This is a genomic window from Enterobacter sp. ku-bf2 (assembly GCF_001742765.1).
Taxonomy (GTDB): domain Bacteria; phylum Pseudomonadota; class Gammaproteobacteria; order Enterobacterales; family Enterobacteriaceae; genus Enterobacter; species Enterobacter quasiroggenkampii.
Genome location: NZ_MDVW01000022.1, coordinates 51,626 through 75,342, shown reverse-complemented (window position 1 = coordinate 75,342; position 23,717 = coordinate 51,626). Strand labels below are relative to the sequence as shown.

Below are 23,717 nucleotides of genomic sequence, written 5' to 3'. Positions count from 1 at the left end.
CGAGCTTATTTTGAAAGTGGGTAACCATAACGCTAGCACCGTGTTGGTGCAAATCGGGTGGTGTGGTCGGATTTGTTGTTTTATAGGGCAGGAGTGGGCTTGTGTAGTGAATAGTTCTGGTGGAATTTCCCTCACCCCGGCCCTCTCCCCTTAGGGCAGAAGGTTAGGGTGAGGGGATTGATCTATTGATTACCCGCCCATACCACCATCACCTTATCGCCCTTGTGCTCGCGCACGAAGCCATACCCCTCTTTCAGCGACAGCGTGGTTTGTTTGCCTTCACCAATCGCCGGGTGGCGGGCGCGGAACTGACCCAGCGTTTGCCAGTGGGCGACGGTTAAGGCCTGCTTGCCCGTGACGTCCTGCCAGTTCATATCTGAGCGGGTGCCCTGCAGCGGGTCGGAGCCTGTCGGCCCGAATGGACGCTCGGACTCATCCCCGTAATAGATTTGCACGCTGCCCGGTGCCAGCAGAAGCAGCTCCGCCGCGCGCTGACCCCCTTCGCGGAACAGGCGTGTATCGTGGGATGAGAGATAACTCAGCACGTTGAAGCTTTGCAGTTTCTCCGCCATCTGCTGCCAGGTGAGATCCATATCGGCCAGACAATCCACCGCTTTTGCCGCCTGCTCCTGATAATCAAAGTTAATCATCGCGTCAAAACCGTGGCGGTAATAATCGCTCTGCATGACGCCGTGGCCCCAGGATTCCCCGGTCATCCAGAACGGTGCGTTGTCGAGCTTTTTATCCGGGTGAGCACCTTTCCAGGCGGCCAGCGCCTGGCTTGCCTGGTCTTTCAGCTGTTGCCAGGCCGCAAGCTCAACGTGTTTCGCGGTATCCACCCGGAAACCGTCGATGCCGTAGTCACGTACCCACTGGCTGAGCCAGTGGGTCAGGTAGTCGCGCGGGGTATAACCCGGAATCGCTTTCGCGTGGGTATCGGGCTTGTATTGATAGAAATTGGGTAATCCGGAAGGGACGGTGGATTCCGTTTTCAGGTCGGGCAGGAACGCCAGCGACATCGTTAAATCGTCGAAGCCGGGATTATCGTAATCACCGATGTCGGTACGGATCCATTTCTTGCCCCACCATTTTTCCCATGCGGCCTTGTCGCTGAAGTTGATGTAGTCGTTGAAGCTATGCCAGGTCTGGCCTGCGCCAGGCGTCCAGTCCGTCCAGCGTTCTCCCAGCGTCTTTTTCAGTTCATCACCCTGAAGGTACAGGGCACCAAACTGAAATTCCTGCATGTCTGCCAGCGTGGCATAGCCAACGTGGTTCATGACGATATCAAACAGGATGCGAATGCCGCGCTTATGTGCCTCATCAACAAGCTGACGCAGGTCATCCTCGGTGCCCATGTTGGCATCGAGCGTTGTCCAGTCCTGGGTGTAGTAGCCGTGGTAAGCATAATGCGGGAAATCACCTTTGGTTCCGCCGCCTACCCAGCCGTGGATCTGCTCAAGCGGGGAGCTTATCCAAAGCGCATTCACCCCCAACTGCTGCAGGTAATCGAGCTTGCTGACCAGCCCCTTGAGATCGCCACCGTGGAACGTGCCAATCTCCTGCATGCCGTCTTTATGGCGGCCATAGCTGTTGTCGTTGCTCGGGTCGCCATTTACATAGCGGTCGGTCAGTACAAAATAGACGGTGGCGTTTTGCCAGCTAAACGGTGCCGGCTTGTCGGTTTCGGCGCGCTCAAGCAGCAGCAGGCCGTTACTGTTGGCGGCTGGCTGCAGGGTGATTTTCCCATCTTGTACGGTCGCCGTCTGTTTACTGTAGTAGTCGCGCACGACGGAGCCTTCCGGGAAGGTATGGCTGACGTCCAGCGTCAGCGGCTTACCGTCCCACTTCGGACACTGGCGGATAACGTTGGCCACCGGCTGTTCTGTCGCGCTCTGAACCGCCAGCAGCAGGGTGGGCGTGCCGGATCGGGTATCAATCCGCATCTGGTATTCACCGTCGCGGAAAAGGCGCCACTGCGGCGGAGCGCCGTCACAGGGCTTGAGCGACAGCATCTCATTGAGTTTTATCGCGCCTGTGGGCTGCCAGCACGTCTTGTCAAAACTCAGCGTAAGAGGACGCGTACCCTTCGCAAGCTTTGCCTGGCTGGTGAAAATCCCGGTGCCCTCGGCGCGAAATGCGCCAAACCCCGGCGATGACCAGTCGGCATGTGCCAGTGCGGGTAACATCAGAAAGGCTATTGCGGTGCGTTTCATTCCTGGTTCCTGTCGCGGATTTTTTAACCAGTGTGCCAGCAGGCGGGCGGGAAAAACTCATCCCCTGTCGCTTTCTGCCAGGAGGATGCGTGAGGATGAGTGATCTTGCGCAAAATTAGGCAGTTATCTGCGATAACGCACACATTTTTCCGGAAATGATGTTTTTATGAGCAAGTTTCAGGTGACATAGTTTCGGAATTGGACTATTTCTATACGTGCTCTTGAAGTCTATTTTTGATATGATTTGAGATTCCGCTCTCAAATTTGTGAAAAAAATAAGGTGTTAGGATGATTACATCCGACCAGGAGACCTAATGATATCGACTCCCATTCGACGATATGGGGCTGCGATACTCATGTTACTCACCACGGCATTTTCGGGTGAGGTGCTTGCGAAGACGCACACGGATACAACGAGTAAGAAAGCCCACGTAATAAAGACGACAAGTAGTAAGGTTAGCAGTAAACAAGAGTATTCTCGCAATAGTGCAAAGAGTAGTTCACTTCCTGATTTGCGAAAATACCCTTCCGGAACACCAAGGAAAAAAGCGTTTCTCCGGACGGTAATGCCTTACATCACGAGTCAAAATGCCGCGATTACTGCGGATCGTAACTGGCTGATTTCCAAACAGTACGATAGCCGCTGGTCGCCGTCAGAGCGCGCGCGTCTGAAAGATATCACGAAGCGCTACAAGCTGAGCTGGAACGGTAACACGCGTCGTGTACCGTGGAATGCTCTCCTTGAGCGTGTGGATATCATCCCGGGCAGCATGGTTGCGACCATGGCTGCAGCCGAAAGCGGCTGGGGAACGTCTAAGCTTGCGCGTAACAACAACAACCTTTTCGGCATGAAATGCGTGAAAGGCCGTTGTACGAATGCGCCTGGCAAGGTGAAAGGCTATTCGCAGTTTGAATCCGTGAAGGATTCCGTGAACGCCTATGTGGTGAATCTGAACACGCACCCGGCCTACTCATCGTTCCGTAAATCACGCGCTCAACTGCGTAAAGCGGACCAGGAAGTGACGGCCAGTACGATGATCCACAAGCTGAAAGGGTATTCGACGAAGGGACAGAGCTATAACAACTATCTGTTCGCTATGTACCAGGATAACCAGCGCTTAATCGCCGCTCATATGTAATCTCAAAAAAACGCCTTCCACTGGAAGGCGTTTTCTTTTCTAGATCAGCACCTCGCTGTGGCGATCCCGATACTCCTTCGGCGTGGTGTCATACTCTTTGCGAAACACTGAATAAAAATATTGCAGCGACGGGTAACCGCACATCTGCGAGATTTCGTTGATCGACAGCGACGTGGAGATGAGCAGGCTGCGTGCTTTCTCCAGCTTTTCAGCATGGATAACGGCATGAATGGTTTCGCCCACCTCTTCTTTAAAACGCTTCTCCAGATTCGAACGCGAAATGCCTACCGAATCCAGCACCTGATCGACCTTAATCCCTTTGCAGGCGTGGTTGCGAATATAGTGCATGGCCTGAATGACGGCCGGGTCGCTTAAGGAACGATAATCGGTTGAGCGACGTTCTACGACGCGAACCGGAGGCACCAGCAGGCGCTGAAGCGGCAGAGTTTCTTTATCCAGCAGGCGATGCAGCAGCTTCGCTGCCTGATAGCCCATTTGACGCGTGCCCTGAGCCACGGAAGAGAGCGCCACGCGGGACAGGTAGCGGGTCAGTTCTTCGTTATCGATGCCAATCACGCACAGTTTTTCGGGCACCGGAATGTGTAAGTGTTCGCAGACCTGCAGCACGTGCCGCGCGCGGGCGTCCGTCACAGCAATAATGCCGGTTTGCGGCGGAAGCGTTTGCAGCCAGTCAGCGAGACGGTTCTGTGCGTGCTGCCAGTTTTCCGGGGCAGTTTCCAGCCCCTGATAGACCACGCCGCGATACTTCTCCTGCGCGACCAGCTGGCAAAACGCGTGCTCACGCTCAACGGCCCAGCGCTTGCCACTGGTGGCGGGTAAACCATAAAACGCGAAGCGATGGACGCCTTTCTCTTTTAAATGGAGAAACGCGGCCTCGACCAGGGCATGGTTGTCGGTGGCGATATAGTGAACCGGCGGATAGTGTTCGGGCGAATGGTAGGAGCCGCCGACGCCCACGATCGGAACGTCGACGTCGGTCAGCAGTTGCTCAATGACGGGGTCGTCATAGTCGGCGATAACGCCATCGCCAAGCCAGTCTTTGATGTTCTCCAGACGGGTGCGAAAATCTTCCTCAATAAAGATATCCCACTCGGATTGCGACGCCTGCAAATATTCACCCACGCCTTCTACCACCTGGCGGTCGTAGGCTTTGTTGGCATTGAATAACAACGTAATGCGGTGACGCTTTTCAAACATGGCTCACTTCCCAATTAAGTCACAATACCGTTATCAGGCCCGTCGCTTGGTGGCCGAGTCCATCCAGACTGCCAGTAAAAGAATGGCCCCCTTGACGATATACTGCCAAAACGTCGGGACGTCCATCATACTCATCCCGTTATCCAACGACGCCATGATAAATGCCCCCATGACCGCGCCCGCGACGCTGCCGATACCCCCTGCGAGGCTGGTACCGCCAATAACGCAGGCGGCGATAGCATCCAGCTCGGCGATGTTACCGGCGGAGGGTGAACCCGCCCCCAGACGCGAGCTGAGGATCAACCCGGCGATGGCGACCATCAGGCCGTTAATGGCGAAGACCGCGAGTTTGGTGCGTTCAACGTTAATGCCCGAGAGGCGGGCAGCCTCAAGGTTGCCGCCGATGGCATAAATACGGCGGCCAAACGCGGTGCGCGTGGCCATAAACATGCCGCCCAGCAGCAAAAGCGTCAGCAGCAGCACGGGGGTCGGAACACCGCGATAGTCGTTTAAAAGCCAGATGGCGCCCAGCACAATGACGGCCGTGAGCGCCTGACGTCCCACCACCGACGTGGATGCTGGCGACGCCAGCCCCAGCGCCTGACGACGCATGCGTCCACGCCACTGCCATGCAACAAACGCCAGCAATCCCGCCACGCCGATGGTAAAGCCCACGCCATCCGGGAGGTAGCTCTGACCAATCTGCGACATGGCCGCACTGGTAGGGGAGACGGTGGTGCCGTTAGTAATGCCGATTAAGATCCCACGGAAGGCCAGCATCCCCGCCAGAGTGACAATGAACGACGGCACTTTACGGTAGGCTACCCACCAGCCGTTCCAGGCCCCCAGTACCAGCCCTAATACCAGCGTGACCGCCACGGTCAGCGGCAGCGGCCAGCCGAGCCAGACGTCAAAAATCGCCGCCACACCGCCGAGGAGCCCCATCATTGAACCGACCGACAGATCGATTTCCGCGGAGATAATCACGAACACCATGCCGACGGCCAGAATGCCGGTGATAGCGGTCTGGCGGAGCAGGTTAGAGACGTTACGCGCGCTGAGGTACGAACCATCGGTCATCCAGGTAAAGAAGAGCATGATGACGATAATTGCCGCGATCATCACGAAAACCTGCAGGTTCAGCGCTTTTAGACCTGCGAACGCACCGGGCGTCGGAACGGCGACTTTGATATCAGACGGATTGCTTTTCGACATGACGTTCGCTCCTTAAAGCGGCTTCCATCACCTGCTCCTGCGTCAGGTTCTGGTTAATCAGGTTGGCTTTCAGTTTTCCCTCGTGCATGACCAGCACACGGTCGCTCAGGCCGAGCACTTCGGGTAACTCAGACGAAATGACAATGACGGCAATCCCTTGCTGTACAAGCTGATTAATCAGTTTGTAGATTTCATATTTGGCACCGATATCAATTCCGCGCGTCGGCTCATCAAGGATTAATATGCGTGGATTGAGAAGCAGGCAGCGCGCCAGAATCGCCTTCTGCTGGTTGCCACCGCTCAGACGGCCAATGGCCAGTTCCGGTGAGGAGGTTTTGACCTTCAGCCGGGTGAGTGACTGAAGGATGCACTGCTGCTCGGCGGCATCGTCCAGGCTGCTCAGCGCGCCGGAGAAGCGATCGAGCGCCGCCAGCGTAATGTTTTTCCCCACAGCCATAACCGGCACGATGCCGTCTTTTTTGCGGTCTTCCGGCACCATGGCAATGCCGCGGGCGATCGCCTGCTGGCAGTTGTCGATTTTCACCGGCTGGCCGTCGATATAAATCGTGCCCTCCCAGCGCCCTGGCCACACGCCAAACAGACACTGTACGGCCTCCGTGCGCCCGGCGCCGACTAACCCGGCGATACCGAGGATTTCGCCGCTGTGCAGAGAAAACGAGACGTTATTCACACGCTTGATGTGGCGGTTAACGGGGTGCCACGCGGTCAGATTTTCCACGCGCAACACTTCATCACCTTTGGTGTGAGGCTCATTCGGGTAGAGCGCCGTCAGCTCGCGTCCTACCATCATGGTGATGATGTCATCCTCACTCATGCCCGCGGCTTCACGCGTGCCGATGTGCTGCCCGTCGCGGATCACGCAGATGGTGTCCGAAATGGCTTTAACCTCGTTCAGCTTGTGCGAAATGTAGATGCAGGCGATGCCGTGATTTTGCAGATCGCGAATGATATCGAGCAGTACCGCAGTTTCCTGTTCGGTGAGCGAGGCCGTGGGCTCATCAAGGATCAGCAGCCTGACCTGTTTATTGAGCGCTTTAGCGATTTCAACCAACTGCTGTTGCCCCAGTCCCAGGTCGCCCACGCGGGTATCCGGTGAAATGCTGAGGCTCACCTGCGCGAGCAGCTTTTCACAACGTAGCGTCATGGTGTCGTAATCCAGCACGCCGTGGCGGGAAATTTCGGCCCCAAGGAAAATGTTCTCCAGCACGGTGAGATGCTTCACCAGCGCCAGTTCCTGGTGGATGATGGCGATGCCTTTACGTTCGGTATCACGAATGTGAGTCGCCTGGATAACTTCGCCAGCAAAAACGATTTCGCCTTCGTAACTGCCATACGGGTAGATCCCGCACAACACTTTCATCAACGTTGACTTGCCTGAGCCGTTCTCGCCACACAGCGAAACGACTTCGCCGGGGTTCAACCGGAGACTGACGTTATCGACGGCTTTCACCGTGCCGAAGCGCTTGGTGATGCTTTTCATTTCAAGTAAATAAGGCATAACTGCTCCACATAAACCGAGGGAAGAACAGTACAACGTGATGCGCCCCTGCAAAGCAGGGGCCGCGCCGGATTACAGTTCGCTCTTCTTGTGGAAGCCGTCTTTAATGACGGTGGCGTCAATGTTCTCTTTATTGACTTCAATAGGGGTGAGCAGGCGAGCCGGAACGTCTTTCAGCCCGTTATTCAGCGTTGCGTCTGCTTTAGGTTGCTTGCCATTGCCAAGTTCCACGGCGATTTCCGCCGCCGTATTGGCAAGCTCGGTAATCGGTTTGTAGACCGTCATGGTTTGGGTGCCTGCGATAATGCGTTTTACGCCAGCCAGATCGGCGTCCTGTCCAGAAATGGCGACTTTACCCGCCAGCCCCTGGGCGCTTAATGCCTGAATCGCACCGCCTGCGGTGGCATCGTTAGAGGCCACAACCGCATCAATTTTGTTGTTGTTGGCCGTCAGCGCATTTTCCATAATCTTCAGCGCGTTTTCTGGCAGCCAGCCGTCGGCCCATTGATCGCCAACCACTTTAATTTTCCCGTTGTCGATGTACGGTTTAAGGACCTTCATTTGCCCTTCGCGGAACAGCTTGGCGTTGTTATCCACCGGAGAGCCGCCCATCAGGAAATAATTGCCCTGAGGCACTTTGTCGATCAGGCTTTGTGCCTGTAATTCGCCGACTTTTTCATTATCGAACGAAATATAATAATCAATGTCCGCATTATTAATCATGCGGTCATAAGCCAGCACTTTTATGCCTTCTTGTTTGGCTTCTTTTACCACGTTACTTAATACCTGGCCGTTATAGGGGATAATGACCAGCACATCGACGCCACGGTTAATCATATTCTCGATCTGCGACATTTGCGTTTCTTCGTTGCCGTTAGCCGACTGAACAAACACGTTTGCGCCGAGGGATTCCGCTTTTTTTACAAAGATATCGCGATCTTTTTGCCAGCGCTCCAGACGCAGGTCGTCAATCGCCATGCCAATTTTGACCTCTTTGGCATGACCGGCAAAACTGGCAAGCAGGAGCGTAGTGCAGAGCGTTAGGGTCAGGTTCTTTATCTTCATAATTATTAGGCCTTTTTGTAGGGGTATGTGTTGCTGAGATAAAAGAAACATTCACTGCTGAGACGCAGCAAATTTTTAACGCGGAAAGGCGGGCTGGCAATTACAGATTTTTATCTTCTCATTACGATATTTGGTTTATTTCTGAATTTATGACCGCGATCGGATTTTAAAATACGTAACGTCTTAATTACATTTGATTCTGGAATCCGCGCCGAAAAATAGTTTGTCTGCGCATTATTTTGCGAGCCAGCGCACAGTTGTGCATTCTCTCAATAGCAGTGTGAAATAACGTAATTGAGCAACCCAAAATGTCTATTCACTATTACTCCTGTATCAACGACTCGCCGCATACCCTGATTATGGAGCTCAATATGCAAGCTTATTTCGACCAACTCGATCGTGTTCGTTACGAAGGCCCGAAAACGACCAATCCTTTAGCATTTCGTCACTACAACCCGGATGAGCTGGTGCTGGGTAAGCGCATGGAAGATCATCTGCGCTTTGCCGCCTGTTACTGGCATACCTTCTGCTGGAACGGTGCCGATATGTTCGGCGTGGGATCCTTTGACCGCCCATGGCAGCAGCCGGGTGAGGCCATCGAACTGGCAAAGCGCAAAGCCGATGTGGCGTTTGAGTTCTTCCACAAGCTGAACGTGCCGTACTACTGCTTCCATGACGTCGACGTGTCACCGGAAGGCGCATCGCTGAAAGAGTATCTGAACAACTTTGCGCAGATGGTGGATGTACTGGCTGCAAAACAGCAGCAAAGCGGCGTGAAGCTGCTCTGGGGCACAGCAAACTGCTTCACTAACCCACGCTACGGCGCGGGTGCGGCAACCAACCCGGATCCGGAAGTGTTTAGCTGGGCAGCCACGCAGGTGGTGACGGCAATGAATGCCACGCATCAGCTGGGCGGCGAAAACTATGTCCTCTGGGGTGGCCGTGAAGGATATGAAACGCTGCTGAACACCGATCTGCGTCAGGAGCGCGAGCAGATTGGCCGCTTTATGCAGATGGTTGTCGACCATAAGCACAAAATCGGCTTCCGCGGCACGCTGCTGATCGAGCCGAAACCGCAGGAACCGACCAAGCACCAGTATGACTACGACGTGGCGACGGTGTATGGCTTCCTGAAGCAGTTCGGTCTGGAAAAAGAGATTAAAGTGAACATTGAAGCCAACCACGCCACGCTGGCGGGCCACTCTTTCCACCACGAGATCGCGTCTGCGATTGCGCTGGGCATCTTCGGCTCGGTCGATGCTAACCGCGGCGACGCGCAGCTGGGCTGGGACACAGACCAGTTCCCGAACAGCGTGGAAGAGAACGCGCTGGTGATGTACGAAATCATCAAAGCGGGTGGTTTCACTACCGGCGGCCTGAACTTTGACGCCAAAGTGCGTCGCCAGAGCACCGACAAATACGATCTGTTCTACGGCCACATTGGCGCGATGGACACCATGGCGCTGGCGCTGAAAGTGGCGGCACGTATGATTGAAGACGGTGAGCTCGATAAACGCGTGGCGAAGCGTTACAGCGGCTGGAACAGTGAGCTGGGCCAGCAAATTTTGAAAGGTCAGTTATCACTAGCGGACATCGCGAAGTACGCTGAACAACATCAGCTGGCGCCGCAGCACCAGAGTGGGCACCAGGAGTTACTGGAAAATCTGGTCAATCACTACCTGTTCGATAAATAACAGCACGTAGGCCCGGTAAGCGTTAGCGCCACCGGGCATTTCTGTTAAAGGAGTCACCGTAATGTATATCGGGATCGATCTTGGCACATCGGGTGTGAAAGCCATCCTGTTAAGCGAACAGGGCGAGGTGTTAGCAACGCAGACGGAAAAGCTGCAGGTTTCACGTCCGCATCCGCTGTGGTCGGAACAGGACCCGGAGCAGTGGTGGCAAGCAACGGATCGTGCAATCAAGGCGTTAGGTGAACAGCATTCTCTGCGTGACGTGAAAGCGCTGGGGATTGCCGGGCAAATGCACGGTGCTACCTTGCTGGACAGCGAGCATCGCGTGTTGCGTCCTGCGATCCTCTGGAATGACGGCCGTTGTGCGGAAGAGTGTGCGCTTCTTGAGGCGCGCGTACCTACGTCTCGTGAGATCACCGGCAACCTGATGATGCCCGGCTTTACCGCGCCCAAGCTGCTGTGGGTGCAGCGACACGAGCCGGAGATTTTCCGGCAGGTGGCGAAAGTCCTGCTACCGAAAGACTATCTGCGCTTTCGTATGACGGGCGATTTTGCTTCCGACATGTCCGATGCCGCCGGCACGATGTGGCTCGACGTGGCGAAACGTGACTGGAGCGAGGCGATGCTGGATGCCTGCCACCTGACCCGTGAACACATGCCCGCGCTGTTCGAAGGTAGCGAGGTAACAGGCACACTGCTGCCAGACGTTGCGGAACGCTGGAATATGCCTGCCGTACCGGTGGTTGCCGGGGGCGGTGACAACGCTGCGGGTGCCGTGGGCGTCGGCATGGTTGAGGCAGGGCAGGCGATGCTGTCTCTGGGAACCTCTGGCGTCTATTTTGCCGTCAGCGACGGCTATCGCAGTAATCCCGAAAGCGCGGTGCACAGTTTCTGTCATGCGCTGCCAGGAAAATGGCATTTGATGTCAGTGATGCTGAGCGCGGCGTCCTGCCTGGACTGGGCGGCGAAACTGACCGGGATGGCTGATGTTCCTGCGTTGATCGCCGCAGCACAGCAGGCGGATGACGCTGCGGGTGCCGTCTGGTTTTTACCGTATCTTTCTGGAGAACGTACGCCGCACAACAACCCGGAAGCGAAAGGGGTGTTCTTTGGCTTAACCCATCAGCATGGCCCGGCAGAACTGGCGCGTGCGGTTCTGGAAGGAGTGGGGTATGCGCTGGCCGACGGAATGGACGTGGTCCATGACTGCGGCCTGAAACCCGCAAGCGTCACCCTGATTGGCGGCGGTGCGCGAAGCCCTTACTGGCGACAGATGCTGTCGGATATCAGCGGGTTGCAGCTGGATTTCCGCACCGGTGGCGATGTTGGCCCCGCGCTCGGCGCCGCGCGTCTGGCGCAGATAGCCATTCATCCGGAACAACCGCTTTCGCAACTGCTGCCGCAACTTACCCTTGAGCAGGCGCATTTCCCTGATGCGGCAAACCATGCGCGGTACGCGGAAAGGCGCGACGTGTTCCGCAAAATCTACCAGCAGCTGCTGCCGCTGATGTCGTAAACACGCTTGTCCGACCGCGGCACGAGGATGTCCTTTTTTGGTCTGTGCGTGCCTTTATTTCCTTGCCAGTATGGTGTCACACCCACTGGCGAGGAGATCCACCATGTCACGCATTGCACTCATCAATATTGATACTCAGCAGTCGTTCCATCATCGCAATTACTGGCAGGAGGACGACATTCCTGCCTTTCAGCAGGCGATGCTGGGGCTGATTGAAGGCTGCCAGGCGCGCGGTATTCCGGTCGTTGATATTTTCCATGTAGATGAAGACGGCCCCTTCACGCTGCAAAGCGGCTTTGTTAAACCCATGGCCTTTTTGCGTCATCAGCCGGATGTGGTTTTCCAGAAACACGTCCATAATGCCTTTACGGATACCGGGCTCGATCGCTGGCTGCGTGAACGTGATATCAACCAGTTGATTATCTGCGGCATTCGCACGGAGCAATGCTGCGAAACCACCGCCCGGGTGGCATCCGATCTGGGTTATGCTGTGACCTTTGTTAGCGAGGCCACGCTGACGTTCCCCATGACGTACAGAGGCATTACCCTGAGTGCAGCGGAAATTCGCCACCGTACCGAAACGGTACTGTCCGGGCGTTTTGCCGACATTAAAACGGTAGCGGAGACGCTGGAGTCACTGTAATGCCCATCGACGTCTGGTTCGTCATGTTGCCCGGGGTGCTGTCATTAGATATGACAGGCCCGGCAGAGACCTTTATGCTTTCTGGCGACGCGTTTCGTCTGCATTACATTGGGCCGCAACCGGACGTTCCGACGTCGATAGGCCTGACGATGAGCGGCATTCAGCCGCTACCGGAAAGGCTTCCTGAGGGGAGCCTGCTGGTATTGCCCGGCGTGAGCGACTCCCGCACTCAGTTTTCGACACCACAGGCGTTACAGATACAGCACTGGCTGATGCGCCTGCAGCCGGTCATTCAGCGCCGGGATATCACGGTGATGTGCGTCTGTTCAGGCGCGCTGCTGGCGGCGAAATCGGGCCTGCTGAATAACAAACAGTGCACAACTCACCATGACGTTATCAGCCGTTTACGCACCGCAGCCCCCACGGCGACGATTAAAGAAAACCGCATCTTTGTGCAGGATGAGAACATCTGGACCAGCGCGGGGATCACGTCTGGCATCGATCTGGCGCTGCATATGATTAACCGCCTGTGCGGTCCCGAAAAGGCGCTGGCCGTGGCGCGCGAGATGGTGGTCTGGTTCCGCCGTTCCGGTGACGATCCCCAGCTCTCCCCGTGGCTGCGCTACCGCAATCATCTTCATCCGGCGATTCATCGGGCGCAGGATGCGCTCACCGCCGAGCCACAAAAAGCCTGGAGCTTGCCTGCTATCGCCGCGCTGGCGCACGTCAGCCCGCGCCATCTCACCCGGCTTTTTCAGTCACATTTAAGGATTAGCGTTCGCGATTATCTGGAGCAGCTGCGTCTGGCGGTGGCGGAGCAGTGGCTATTGCAGGGGCGCGGCGTGGAGCAGGCTTCACTGGCGGCAGGGTTTTCCTCCCCGCGCCAGTACCATCGCGCCCGGCAGCGAAGCATTAGCTGACGAAGCGGCGAGTGTCGATTTTTTGCAGCAGCATCGACAGCAGCAGGCTGATCGCCAGGGTCGCGACAAAAATCCAGACGATATCCAGCACCGGCCAGCTTTTAAGCTCAACGCCTCTTGTCCGAAGCGCGTGGATCACCAGCGCGTGAAAACCGTAAATCCCGAGAGAGTGTCGTGAAATGACGCTCAGTACGGGAAGGGGACGCGTATTCAGGGTATTTTTAACGAGCGTGAGCAGCGATACGGCACAGATAAAGACCATCGGCCCGCAGTACAGGTACCAGGTATCGGCAAAATTGCCGCGCCACTGCAGCTCATGCAGCGTCCCGCGTGAAATCACCGCCACGCCAGCCATAAACAGCAACCCGCAGAGCCAGTTCAGACCACGTTTTTGCGTGTCCATCATCCCGATGGCGCGCCCCAGCATGCCGTAAAGCACGTAGTAAAAGGTATCGCCGTTGATATAAAGGTTCACCGGCAGCCACTCAAATCCGTCGATTTTCTGCGAGACCGTATTTGGGTTGGCGACAATGCCAATCACCACCATCAGGGCCAGAAGCATTTTTCCGCTGACGTTTTTCACCTGAATGAGGGGGGAGACCAGATAGATCACGATAATCGCGAAAAAGAACCACAGGTGGTAGAACACCGGCTTTTGCAGCACGTATTTTAGCGATAGTCCGGCGTTTATTGAGGTGAACAGCGTGATATAGAGCAAGGCAACGGCGCTGTAGAACCCCAGGCAGGCCGCGATGCGGATGAAGTGCCTTGGCTGCGCGCTGCGCTCGCCAAAAAAGAGAAAGCCGGAAATCATAAAGAACAGCGGCACGCTGACGCGCGACGCAGAGTTGAGAATATTGGCGATATCCCAGTTAACGGGGCTGATGCTGTGCGCATTCGTGACATACCAGGTCGTCGTGTGGATCATGACCACCATCAGACAGGCTATTCCTCGCAGGTTATCAATCCAGTTAATTTTTGACTGCATCAGTTCCTCGTATTCCCTGTAAATTGAGTGTGACTCCCATTGTCCAAATGTCTTCGTTTGGAAAATTCTGAGTTTTATTCCGCAGGCTTGTCGGGAGGCCACGAGATTCGCAGAATGCCGGACCATAATCTATAAAAGCGTTGATACTAAAAATAACAGCCACTGACCAGGGCGGTAATAAAAATGATGATGAAGCGTGTGGCGTCACTCTTTCTGCTGTTCATACTGGCGGGATGCAGTGCGCCACAGGAAGCACCTGTGCAAAAAGCGCAGCAGGGTAAAATGAGCCCGGAACGTTCACTGAATATGGAAGCGCTCTGTAAAGATCGGGCCGCTCGCCGCTATAACTCGGACGTGCAGAAAATTGACGTTACCGGTTTTGAACGTTTTCAGGGCAGCTATGAGCTGCGGGGCCATACGTCGCGTAAAGAGGGCTTTGTCTGCTCGTTTGATGCGGACGGTCAGTTTTTACACCTCTCCATGCGCTAGCCTGCTCGGATAATCAACAGCCAGACGCCGTCAGCGTTCTGGCCGGAAGGCTTATTTCCCAATTTTCCCTAAACAACCCCGTTTCGTACTGTATATCTTGCAGCCAGCGGGTATACTGGTCCCTTCCATTTAAAACCACACGTATCCAGCACGAAATACTATGCAAAAGTTTGATACCAAGACCTTCCAGGGCCTGATCCTGACCTTACAGGATTACTGGGCTCGTCAGGGCTGTACCATTGTTCAACCTTTGGACATGGAAGTCGGCGCCGGCACTTCACACCCGATGACCAGCCTGCGCGCGTTGGGGCCAGAGCCAATGGCGACCGCGTATGTGCAGCCTTCCCGTCGTCCGACCGATGGTCGTTACGGTGAAAACCCGAACCGTCTGCAGCATTACTATCAGTTCCAGGTGGTGATTAAGCCATCACCCGACAATATTCAGGAACTGTACCTCGGGTCGCTGAAAGAGCTGGGTATGGATCCTACCATCCACGACATCCGTTTCGTGGAAGATAACTGGGAAAACCCAACGCTGGGTGCCTGGGGTCTGGGTTGGGAAGTGTGGCTGAACGGCATGGAAGTGACCCAGTTCACCTACTTCCAGCAGGTGGGCGGTCTGGAATGTAAGCCGATCACCGGTGAGATCACCTATGGTCTGGAACGTCTGGCCATGTACATTCAGGGCGTAGACAGCGTTTACGACCTGGTCTGGAGCGACGGCCCGCTGGGTAAAACCACCTACGGCGACGTGTTCCATCAGAACGAAGTGGAGCAATCCACTTATAACTTCGAATACGCGGACGTGGACTTCCTGTTCACCTGCTTCGAGCAGTATGAGAAAGAAGCGCAGCAGCTGCTGGCGCTGGAGACTCCGCTGCCGCTGCCTGCCTACGAGCGTATTCTGAAGGCCGCCCACAGCTTCAACCTGCTGGACGCCCGTAAAGCCATCTCCGTGACTGAACGTCAGCGCTACATTCTGCGTATTCGTACCCTGACCAAAGCCGTTGCAGAAGCTTACTACGCGTCCCGTGAAGCCCTTGGCTTCCCGATGTGCAACCGAAACAAATAAGAGGCGGCCATGTCTGAGAAAACTTTCCTGGTGGAAATCGGCACCGAAGAGCTGCCACCAAAAGCCCTGCGCAGCCTGGCTGAATCTTTTGCTGCGAACGTGACTGCCGAGCTGGATAACGCTGGCCTGGCACACGGTAAAATTGAGTGGTTTGCCGCGCCGCGCCGTCTGGCGCTAAAAGTGGCAAATCTGGCGGCGTCCCAGCCAGATCGCGAAGTCGAAAAACGTGGCCCGGCGATTGCCCAGGCCTTTGACGCGGAAGGCAAGCCGAGCAAAGCGGCGGAAGGCTGGGCGCGCGGCTGCGGCATCACCGTCGATCAGGCCGAGCGTCTGACCACGGATAAAGGCGAGTGGCTGCTGTACCGTGCGCACGTGAAGGGCGAAAGTGCGGAAGCGCTGCTGCCGGACATGATTGCCACGTCTCTGGCGAAGCTGCCTATTCCGAAGCTGATGCGCTGGGGCGCGTCTGACGTGCACTTTGTGCGTCCGGTTCACACCGTGACCCTGCTGCTGGGCGACACCGTTATTCCGGCCACCATTCTGGGCGTGGCGTCCGATCGCGTGATCCGCGGCCACCGCTTTATGGGCGAGCCAGAGTTCACCATCGACAATGCCGACCAGTATCCGCAGATCCTGCTGGAGCGCGGCAAGGTCATTGCTGACTACGAACAGCGTAAAGCCAAAATCAAAGCGGACGCGGAAGACGCGGCGCGCAAGATTGGCGGTAAAGCCGATCTGAGCGACAGCCTGCTGGAAGAAGTGACCTCGCTGGTGGAATGGCCAGTTGTGCTGACCGCGAAGTTTGAAGAGAAATTCCTGGCCGTTCCGGCTGAAGCGCTGGTGTACACCATGAAGGGTGACCAGAAGTACTTCCCGGTCTATGCCAACGACGGCAAACTGCTGCCAAACTTCATCTTCGTGGCAAACATCGAATCGAAAGATCCGATCCAGATTATCTCTGGTAACGAGAAGGTCGTTCGTCCGCGTCTGGCGGATGCCGAATTCTTCTTCAATACCGACCGTAAAAAGCGTCTGGAAGATCATCTTCCACGCCTGCAGACCGTGTTGTTCCAGCAGCAACTGGGTACGCTGCGCGACAAGACCGACCGTATCGCGGAGCTGTCCGGCTGGATTGCCCGTGAAATCGGTGCGGACGTTAATCACGCAACGCGTGCTGGCCTGCTGTCTAAATGCGACCTGATGACCAACATGGTGTTCGAATTTACCGACACCCAGGGCGTGATGGGTATGCATTACGCGCGTCACGATGGCGAAGCGGAAGACGTGGCCGTGGCCCTGAACGAGCAGTATCAGCCGCGCTTTGCGGGTGACGAACTGCCGTCTAACCCTGTTGCGTGCGCGGTGGCGATTGCCGATAAGATGGACACCCTGGCGGGTATCTTCGGTATCGGTCAGCATCCGAAAGGCGACAAAGACCCGTTTGCGCTGCGTCGTGCTGCGCTCGGCGTGCTGCGTATCATCGTTGAGAAGAACCTGAACCTGGATCTGCAGACCCTGACCGAAGAAGCGGTGCGTCTGTACGGCGACAAGCTGACCAACGCGAACGTGGTGGATGACGTGATCGACTTTATGCTCGGTCGTTTCCGCGCCTGGTATCAGGATGAAGGTTACACCGTCGACACCATTCAGGCGGTGCTGGCGCGTCGTCCGACCCGTCCGGCTGATTTCGATGCGCGTATGAAGGCGGTTTCCCACTTCCGTACGCTGGAAGCGGCCTCTGCTCTGGCGGCGGCCAACAAGCGTGTATCCAACATTCTGGCGAAATCCGACGAGACGCTGAACGAGCGTGTGAACGCCGCGACGCTGAAAGAGCCGGAAGAGATCGCCCTGGCGATGCAGGTTGTGGTGCTGCGCGACAAGCTCGAGCCGGTCTTCGCGGAAGGTCGCTACCAGGAAGCGCTGGTGGAGCTGGCCGAGCTGCGTGACGTTATCGACGCCTTCTTCGAGAAAGTGATGGTGAACGTAGAAGATAAAGAGCTGCGTATTAACCGTCTCTCTATGCTCGAGAAACTGCGTGAGCTGTTCCTGCGCGTGGCGGATATTTCGCTGCTGCAGTAATGTGCCCGTTGTGACAAATGCTAAAAACCCGCTTCGGCGGGTTTTTTTATGGATCTTTTGTAGGCCGGATAAGCGCAGCGTCATCCGGCAGGTTTAGCCGATCGCGACTGTACCTTCATCCGTCTGCAGCCAGCGCGGTGCCTTCAGCGTATCGGCAAAGTAGCTGACCAGTTCACACAGCAAATCTTCCATCACGATTTCAGTTTGTCGCGGCAGTGAGCCGTTCATCAGCAACTGCGTAATCTCCTGACAGTAGCGCCCCAGCTGATCGCACTCGGGTTCAAAAGCCGGAACGCGTGACGGGAGTTCCTTCACGGTCAGGCGGGCTTTTAAAGCGTCCGGAACAGGATCCAGAAGCGTGGGTTGCAGAAGATTCAGGCAGGCATAAAGTCTGCCGTAAAGCGCCATTTTTGGGGCGGGTTCTTCGCAATCTACCAGTGCGTCGGTAAAACGTTCGCAGTTATCCGCCAGTTCGGTGAAGTCGGTGGCGTGGTTGAAGGGCAGAGTGATTAAAGAATGAACTTGGGTTGGGGTAGTAGCCATATTGGCAGCCTCCGATAAGTGATAAAGCTTCCACCACCGGAAATGCTAACTTCGCTGGTGGTGGACTGAACAGAGTTAGCATTACCGGCCTTATCGGATACCGGCGCATCTTTCGATGCCCCTGCTCAGCCCACCATTGAGATGTAGCAAAGCATGCTGCACAAAATGTGCCGCCGATAAGATAAGCCAGGATGCTAAACCCGGCACCTGATTTTGCAGGTGCAAAGAGAACTTACTGCTCATCAAAACAGGCGGCAACAGATTTGAGCTATGCCTCTGAGGATATTACCATTTCTGGAAAGAGACTCGCAAAATTACCGCAATGAAAAGCATACTGCGGGCAGAGGTCTTACAGCGACGCTATGGTCCGGCTGTAAATCGCTGAGGCGTTTCCTGCAGGCCGGGGCGAGCGCATGGATGCGCCGAGAGGGCGGGCTTTACAGGGATGTAACCTCCGCCCGTCCCCGATAAGCCGGAAGGAATAAGCCGAAGGTACCGCGTAGCGGCGATTTACCGCCGGGAGCCCGGGTAGCCAGGGTGGTGGCGACTGAGCCACCCTGGCACGTTCACGGGTATTGTCGTTACAGAGTAGCAAGGAACATAAAGTGAACGGAATGACCACCAGAGCCGTATGCTCCCCCTCACCCTAACCCTCTCCCCAAAGGGGCGAGGGGATTGTTCACTGCTCGCATTAATTTGTGGGGATCCCTCAGCCCAAAGGGAGAGGGAGTATAAGTCGTCCAAAATTTAACCTTGAAACCGTCAACACATTACCGCTATCCTTATCGCGTTAACTTACTCGCGCTGGAGCACCCCCCAAAAATGAACAAACACGACTGATGAATTTCGATCCTTGCTAAACGCCACCGCGTCGGCAGGGGATGTTTTGATTTCATTCAGGAGTGCTTATGGCTCATTTTGCGCAGTCCCCTTCTTTTATTTTGCATCAGGTCACCTGTCAGTTTCCGACGGGCGATACCCTTTTTGGTCCGCTGAATCTTTCGCTGGAACTCTCCCTGTGCGCGCTGGTTGGCCGCAACGGCAGCGGAAAAACGCGTCTGCTGCGTCTGCTGGCGGGGCTGGACGAACCGGCTACCGGTCATATCGAACGCTTTGGCTCGCATGCCTGGGTGGCGCAGCAGCACGTCATTTCTTCGCAGACGACGCTGGCTGAATTGCTCGGATATGACGCGATTTTTGCGGCGCGTAAGCGCATCGACAGCGGCGATTATCAGCCCGACGATCTGGCGTTGCTCGATGGTTACTGGGATATAGCCGAACGTCTGAGCGAAGCGTTTATCAATGCGAAGCTTCCGCCGTTTGATCCGGATAAACCTGCCGGTGAACTCAGCGGCGGCGAGCGCATTCGTGCCCTGCTGTGCGGGGCATTTACGGCTGAAGCGGATTTCATGCTGCTGGACGAACCCACTAACCATCTGGATCGACAAGGCCGGGCGTGGTTCTACGACCAGTTGAGTCGGTATCAGGGCGGCGTACTGGTGGCCTCCCATGACCGTGAGTTACTGGCTCAGGTACCCCGTATCCTTGAGCTGAGCGCCTCGGGTCTGCGCAGCTACGGCGGAAATTATGCGGATTATCAAGCCCAGCGCGATGCCGAACAGCAGGCGGCCCGCGCGGCGCTGGAACATGCGGCAACCGAGCGCAAACGCACCCGCGCACGCATGCAAAAAGAGCATGATGACAGCCAGCGGCGGTCGGCAAAGACGTTACGCACCGTCGATACCCTGAATATCGCGTCGTTTGAGCGGGTCAAATATAAAGGCGCGGCAAAGGAACGTATCGGCTCCTGGAAAAAACAGCACAGCGAGCAAAATGAAGCGCTGAACGCTGCGGTTAACAAGGCGCGTGAGCGGGTTGAAGACGATAACCCGGTGATGTTCACTCTGCCGGGGAGTCAGGTCCCGGAGGGCAAGCAGGTACTGGTGCTGGAGGATCTGGTGCTGCCGCATGTGCCTGTTCCACCACTTACCTGGCGTATGGACGGACCGATGCGCGTGGCGTTGAAGGGACCGAACGGCTGCGGAAAATCGACGCTGTTAAAAACTATCCTCGGCGAGATGGCTCCCCGTTCGGGTACCTGTAAGGTCTCCGTTAGCTGTGCTTATCTCGACCAGCATCTCTCCCGGCTCGATCTCTCGCAGTCGGTCATGACGCATCTCAATTTGAGTCATACCCCTCTGGAAGAGGGGGTATTGCGAACCCGTTTGGCGCAGCTTCAACTGGGGGCTGACAAAGTGATGCTCCCATTGGCGGCGCTCAGCGGCGGTGAGCGTCTTAAGGCTGCCCTGGCCTGCGTGCTGTGGCGCGCGGAGGCCACGCAGCTTCTGCTGCTGGATGAACCGACCAACCATCTGGATCTGGCTTCAGTCCAGGCCATTGAAGCGGCGCTGGCCGGTTTCCCTGGGGCACTGCTGGTGGTATCACACGATGAGGCGTTTTTAAGCGGCTTAACGTTAACGCATGCGCTGGTGTGGGAAGAGGCGGGTTGGCGTTGTGATAGCCTGTAAAACACAAGCCCCCGCAAAGGCGGGGGCATTCAATCTTCACTACGCTATCTGTTTGCTGAGTGCAGGGTTGGCCTGAATCAGGCGCATCAGCCTTAACTCGGTTGGGGTGGGTTTCTCACGTTTTGACTCCCACTCCTGCACCATAGCCACGCTGACACCCATCGCTCTGGCGAATTCTTCGGTTTTCAGTCCTGTCCCTTTGCGCAATTGCTCATATTCTGTAAAGGGATTGGATTTTTGTTGCAGGGTAATCGTCTGCGGTACATCTTTAAAAATGATCTGTTCCAGACTGCTCAGCAGTTCAAACTCAGGATCTTTATATTCCATTGAGGACTCCTCTTAAATCTCACATCGTGATCAAGAACATCAGAGAGCCAATTAAGAATAGTCCCTAATACCAACCCAGGATCGTCACGGGTGTGATTAATCGTGCGGTAACGATCGCTGTATCCGATTCAGCAATATGGAGAGTTATGCTAATTCCCTGATTAGTCATATGTCGGCTTCGCCAGGTATTTTTTTGTAAATGATAAGAAATAAATCGGCAATAGCCGTTTTGCATGAAAAGAGTATCTTGCAAGGCTGACCTGGACTATCCTTGTCAGCGTCGGGCACGCGTGTGCCGGTGTGCGCTTTTTTGGGTGAAAGGAGTAATAAAATGGCGACAGGAAAGTCCTGCTCTCGCTGGTTTGCGCCTATTGCGGCGTTGTTGATGGTTGTTAGCCTGAGTGGGTGTTTTGATAAAGAAGGTGATCAGCGCAAAGCGTTTATCGATTTTCTGCAGAATACAGTGATGCGCAGCGGCGAGCGGTTGCCGACGCTGACTGCGGATCAGAAAAAACAGTTTGGCCCCTTCGTGTCCGATTACGCCATTCTTTATGGTTATTCACAGCAGGTGAGCCAGGCGATGGATTCCGGTATCCGCCCGGTAGTGGATAGCGTGAACGCCATCCGCGTTCCACAGGATTATATGACGCAACGTGAACCGCTGCGCCAGTCCAACGGTGCGCTTGGCGTGCTGAGCCAGCAGTTGCAAAATGCGAAAATGCAGGCTGACGCGTCACGTTCTGCGCTGAAGCAGGGTGACGATCTCAAACCGGTCTTCGACAAAGTGTATGAGAAAGTGGTGACCAAACCGTCTGAAGCACTGCAGCCGTTAATTCCAGCCGCGCAAATCTTCACGCAGCAGCTGGTCCAGGTGGGTGACTTTATCGCCCAGCAGAATACGCAGGTGAGCTTTGTTGCCAACGGTATTCAGTTCCCGACCTCGCAGCAGGCAAGCCAGTACAATACGCTGATTGGGCCGCTGGCCTCCCAGCATCAGGCCTTTAGCCAGGCCTGGAGTGCGGCAGTCACTGCCACAGAATAAGACGAAAAACCCCGCTTCTGGCGGGGTTTTTTTATGCATACAGAAAATAACGCTTGTCATTCCTCTACCACATCGGTATAACTGTTCCCGTCGGTTTGTTACACAGACCTAAAGCAGTTTAGTAAAGCAGTCCAGATTGTTATCCATAGATACCCTTCGTAGTGACCCTTCCTTCATCGCTTAAAAATCTGTAACGCAATCCATCAAGCCGGAAGGCACAATATATTTGTTAATAAGGTAATTTCTATGTCTGCTAAAATGACTGGTCTGGTAAAATGGTTCAACGCTGATAAAGGTTTCGGCTTCATCACTCCTGACGATGGCTCTAAAGACGTGTTCGTACACTTCTCTGCTATCCAGAACGATGGCTACAAATCTCTGGACGAAGGTCAGAAAGTGTCCTTCACCATCGAAAGCGGCGCTAAAGGCCCAGCAGCTGGTAACGTTGTAAGCCTGTAAGCTTCCAACCCAGTAGCAAAGAATTTAAAAACCCGCCTTCTGGCGGGTTTTTTCGTTTCTACCGTTGCACCTGCGGGTTCACGCAGTTTATCTCCACCTTTCCACCTAATGCGGCAATCAGATTATCAACCGCGGTGGCCGCCATGTTGTAGCGCGTCTCATGGGTGGCTGAGCCGATGTGGGGCAGGGCAACCACGTTAGGCAGCGAAAGCAGTGGCGAATCCACCGGCAGCGGCTCCTGCTCAAACACGTCCAGACCTGCTGCATGGATCTCACCGTTTTGCAGGGCCTCAATCAGCGCCTTCTCATCCACCACCGGGCCACGACCCGCGTTGATGAAAATGGCGGACGTCTTCATCTTTTCAAACGCCTCTTTGCCGATCAGATGACGGGTTTCGTTCGTCAGCGGCAGAACCAGGCAGACAAAATCGGCTTCCTGCAGCAGAGTATCCAGCTCGCAGTAACGGGCGTTGAAGCGCTCTTCGGCTTCACTGTGATGGCGACGCGCGTTATACAGAATCGGCATGTTAAAACCAAAATGCGCGCGCTGCGCCAGCGCCAGCCCGATACGCCCCATACCGACAATGCCCAGCGTTTTGCCGTGAACATCCACACCGAACCAGTCCGGACCAATGCTCTTTGTCCATTCGCCCGCCTTGACGCGCTCAGCCACTTCCACCACGCGACGGGCCGTGGTGAGCATGAGCGCCATCAGCGTATCGGCAACGGTTTCCGTCAGGGCATGCGGCGTATGCATCAGCAGGATCTTGCGGGCGTTTAGGGCATCTACGTCGAAGTTGTCGTAACCCACGGAAACGGTTGAGGTAGCACGAAGCTTCGGCATTTTCTCCAGCAGGGCGACATCCACTTTTTCGCTTGAACCCAGCAGGCCTTCGGCGCTGGCGAACGCGTCGGCGTGCTGTGCCACGGTTTCCGGGCGCAGGTTCTTCACCTGCGTAACGGTGAAGTGCTCTTCAAGACGTTTCTGCAGATCTTCCGGCAGGGCTTTATACAAAATGACGGACGGCTTCATGCTAATCTCCGTTGA

General features: G+C 55.5%; 20 protein-coding genes and 1 pseudogene. 11 read left to right on the top strand and 10 right to left on the bottom strand.

The window, feature by feature from the left end; all coding sequences use genetic code 11:
* Positions 1–182 precede the first annotated feature (182 nt).
* Positions 183–2,213 (bottom strand): alpha-amylase, encoded by a 2,031-nt coding sequence (locus BFG58_RS20900; protein ID WP_069720490.1) that lies wholly within the window; start codon positions 2,211–2,213, stop codon positions 183–185.
* A 314-nt stretch (positions 2,214–2,527) separates the two neighbouring features.
* Between BFG58_RS20900 and BFG58_RS20895 the strand changes: the two genes are divergently transcribed.
* Positions 2,528–3,352 (top strand): protein bax, encoded by an 825-nt coding sequence (locus BFG58_RS20895; protein ID WP_048028064.1) that lies wholly within the window; start codon positions 2,528–2,530, stop codon positions 3,350–3,352.
* 39 nt (positions 3,353–3,391) lie between these two features.
* Here BFG58_RS20895 and xylR read toward each other — a convergent pair whose 3' ends face one another.
* From xylR to xylF, 4 genes are all read right to left on the bottom strand, one after another.
* A complete protein-coding gene (gene xylR, locus BFG58_RS20890; protein ID WP_069720489.1) occupies positions 3,392–4,570 on the bottom strand; it encodes a D-xylose utilization transcriptional activator XylR in 1,179 nt (392 codons plus the stop codon).
* Between the two features lie 33 nt (positions 4,571–4,603).
* The gene (xylH, locus tag BFG58_RS20885; RefSeq protein ID WP_045907874.1) at positions 4,604–5,785 is read right to left on the bottom strand and encodes a xylose ABC transporter permease XylH; all 1,182 of its coding nucleotides are present in this window, start codon (positions 5,783–5,785) and stop codon (positions 4,604–4,606) included.
* Entirely contained in the window at positions 5,763–7,304 is a 1,542-nt protein-coding gene (locus tag BFG58_RS20880; RefSeq protein WP_048028062.1) for a xylose ABC transporter ATP-binding protein, read from the bottom strand. The genes xylH and BFG58_RS20880 overlap by 23 nt, the downstream gene beginning before the upstream one ends.
* 72 nt (positions 7,305–7,376) lie before the next feature.
* Positions 7,377–8,369 (bottom strand): D-xylose ABC transporter substrate-binding protein, encoded by a 993-nt coding sequence (gene xylF, locus BFG58_RS20875; protein WP_008502746.1) that lies wholly within the window; start codon positions 8,367–8,369, stop codon positions 7,377–7,379.
* 371 nt (positions 8,370–8,740) lie between these two features.
* On the opposite strand from xylF, the gene xylA reads away from it, so the two are divergent.
* The 4 genes from xylA (at position 8,741) to BFG58_RS20855 (ending at position 13,142) form a co-directional block, all read left to right on the top strand.
* The gene (xylA, locus tag BFG58_RS20870) at positions 8,741–10,063 is read left to right on the top strand and encodes a xylose isomerase (protein WP_086374966.1); all 1,323 of its coding nucleotides are present in this window, start codon (positions 8,741–8,743) and stop codon (positions 10,061–10,063) included.
* 61 nt (positions 10,064–10,124) lie between these two features.
* Positions 10,125–11,579 (top strand): xylulokinase, encoded by a 1,455-nt coding sequence (gene xylB, locus BFG58_RS20865; RefSeq protein WP_069720488.1) that lies wholly within the window; start codon positions 10,125–10,127, stop codon positions 11,577–11,579.
* 103 nt (positions 11,580–11,682) lie between these two features.
* Complete coding sequence (locus BFG58_RS20860) at positions 11,683–12,222, top strand: cysteine hydrolase family protein (protein WP_063622830.1); 540 nt, start codon at positions 11,683–11,685, stop codon at positions 12,220–12,222.
* Positions 12,222–13,142, top strand: a complete 921-nt coding sequence (locus BFG58_RS20855; protein WP_069720487.1) for a GlxA family transcriptional regulator — start codon at positions 12,222–12,224, stop codon at positions 13,140–13,142. Before BFG58_RS20860 ends, BFG58_RS20855 begins: the two co-directional genes overlap by 1 nt.
* Here the strand turns inward: BFG58_RS20855 and BFG58_RS20850 are convergent.
* Complete coding sequence (locus BFG58_RS20850; RefSeq protein WP_069720486.1) at positions 13,135–14,130, bottom strand: acyltransferase; 996 nt, start codon at positions 14,128–14,130, stop codon at positions 13,135–13,137. The two genes, BFG58_RS20855 and BFG58_RS20850, sit on opposite strands and share 8 nt — an antisense overlap.
* Before the next feature lie 183 nt (positions 14,131–14,313).
* On the opposite strand from BFG58_RS20850, the gene BFG58_RS20845 reads away from it, so the two are divergent.
* From BFG58_RS20845 to glyS, 3 genes are all read left to right on the top strand, one after another.
* Positions 14,314–14,619, top strand: coding sequence for a YsaB family lipoprotein (locus BFG58_RS20845; protein WP_045907868.1), 306 nt, complete (start codon positions 14,314–14,316; stop codon positions 14,617–14,619).
* Between the two features lie 160 nt (positions 14,620–14,779).
* Positions 14,780–15,691 (top strand): glycine--tRNA ligase subunit alpha, encoded by a 912-nt coding sequence (gene glyQ, locus BFG58_RS20840; RefSeq protein WP_003860141.1) that lies wholly within the window; start codon positions 14,780–14,782, stop codon positions 15,689–15,691.
* Between the two features lie 9 nt (positions 15,692–15,700).
* A complete protein-coding gene (glyS, locus tag BFG58_RS20835) occupies positions 15,701–17,770 on the top strand; it encodes a glycine--tRNA ligase subunit beta (RefSeq protein WP_045907867.1) in 2,070 nt (689 codons plus the stop codon).
* Between the two features lie 93 nt (positions 17,771–17,863).
* Here glyS and BFG58_RS20830 read toward each other — a convergent pair whose 3' ends face one another.
* Both BFG58_RS20830 and BFG58_RS24375 read right to left on the bottom strand, forming a co-directional pair.
* Positions 17,864–18,313 carry a hypothetical protein gene (locus BFG58_RS20830; RefSeq protein ID WP_069720485.1) on the bottom strand — a complete coding sequence of 150 codons (450 nt, stop codon included), beginning with the start codon at positions 18,311–18,313 and terminating at the stop codon, positions 17,864–17,866.
* A pseudogene (locus tag BFG58_RS24375) lies at positions 18,280–18,426 on the bottom strand (hypothetical protein); the annotation flags it as partial. The pseudogene BFG58_RS24375 and the gene BFG58_RS20830, both read right to left, overlap by 34 nt.
* Before the next feature lie 795 nt (positions 18,427–19,221).
* Here BFG58_RS24375 and BFG58_RS20825 point away from each other — a divergent pair.
* On the top strand, positions 19,222–20,841 hold the full coding sequence (locus BFG58_RS20825; RefSeq protein WP_069720484.1) for an ABC-F family ATP-binding cassette domain-containing protein: 1,620 nt from the start codon (positions 19,222–19,224) through the stop codon (positions 20,839–20,841).
* A 39-nt stretch (positions 20,842–20,880) separates the two neighbouring features.
* Here the strand turns inward: BFG58_RS20825 and BFG58_RS20820 are convergent, their stop codons facing one another.
* A complete protein-coding gene (locus BFG58_RS20820; protein WP_008502755.1) occupies positions 20,881–21,168 on the bottom strand; it encodes an HTH-type transcriptional regulator in 288 nt (95 codons plus the stop codon).
* A gap of 331 nt (positions 21,169–21,499) precedes the next feature.
* Here BFG58_RS20820 and BFG58_RS20810 point away from each other — a divergent pair, with 331 nt between their 5' ends.
* Positions 21,500–22,210, top strand: coding sequence for a DUF3053 domain-containing protein (locus BFG58_RS20810; RefSeq protein WP_024909075.1), 711 nt, complete (start codon positions 21,500–21,502; stop codon positions 22,208–22,210).
* Positions 22,211–22,456: 246 nt separating this feature from the next.
* On the top strand, positions 22,457–22,669 hold the full coding sequence (gene cspA / locus BFG58_RS20805) for an RNA chaperone/antiterminator CspA (protein ID WP_003860775.1): 213 nt from the start codon (positions 22,457–22,459) through the stop codon (positions 22,667–22,669).
* Between the two features lie 58 nt (positions 22,670–22,727).
* Here cspA and ghrB read toward each other — a convergent pair whose 3' ends face one another.
* Positions 22,728–23,702, bottom strand: a complete 975-nt coding sequence (gene ghrB / locus BFG58_RS20800) for a glyoxylate/hydroxypyruvate reductase GhrB (protein WP_069720483.1) — start codon at positions 23,700–23,702, stop codon at positions 22,728–22,730.
* Between the last annotated feature and the right edge of the window lie 15 nt (positions 23,703–23,717).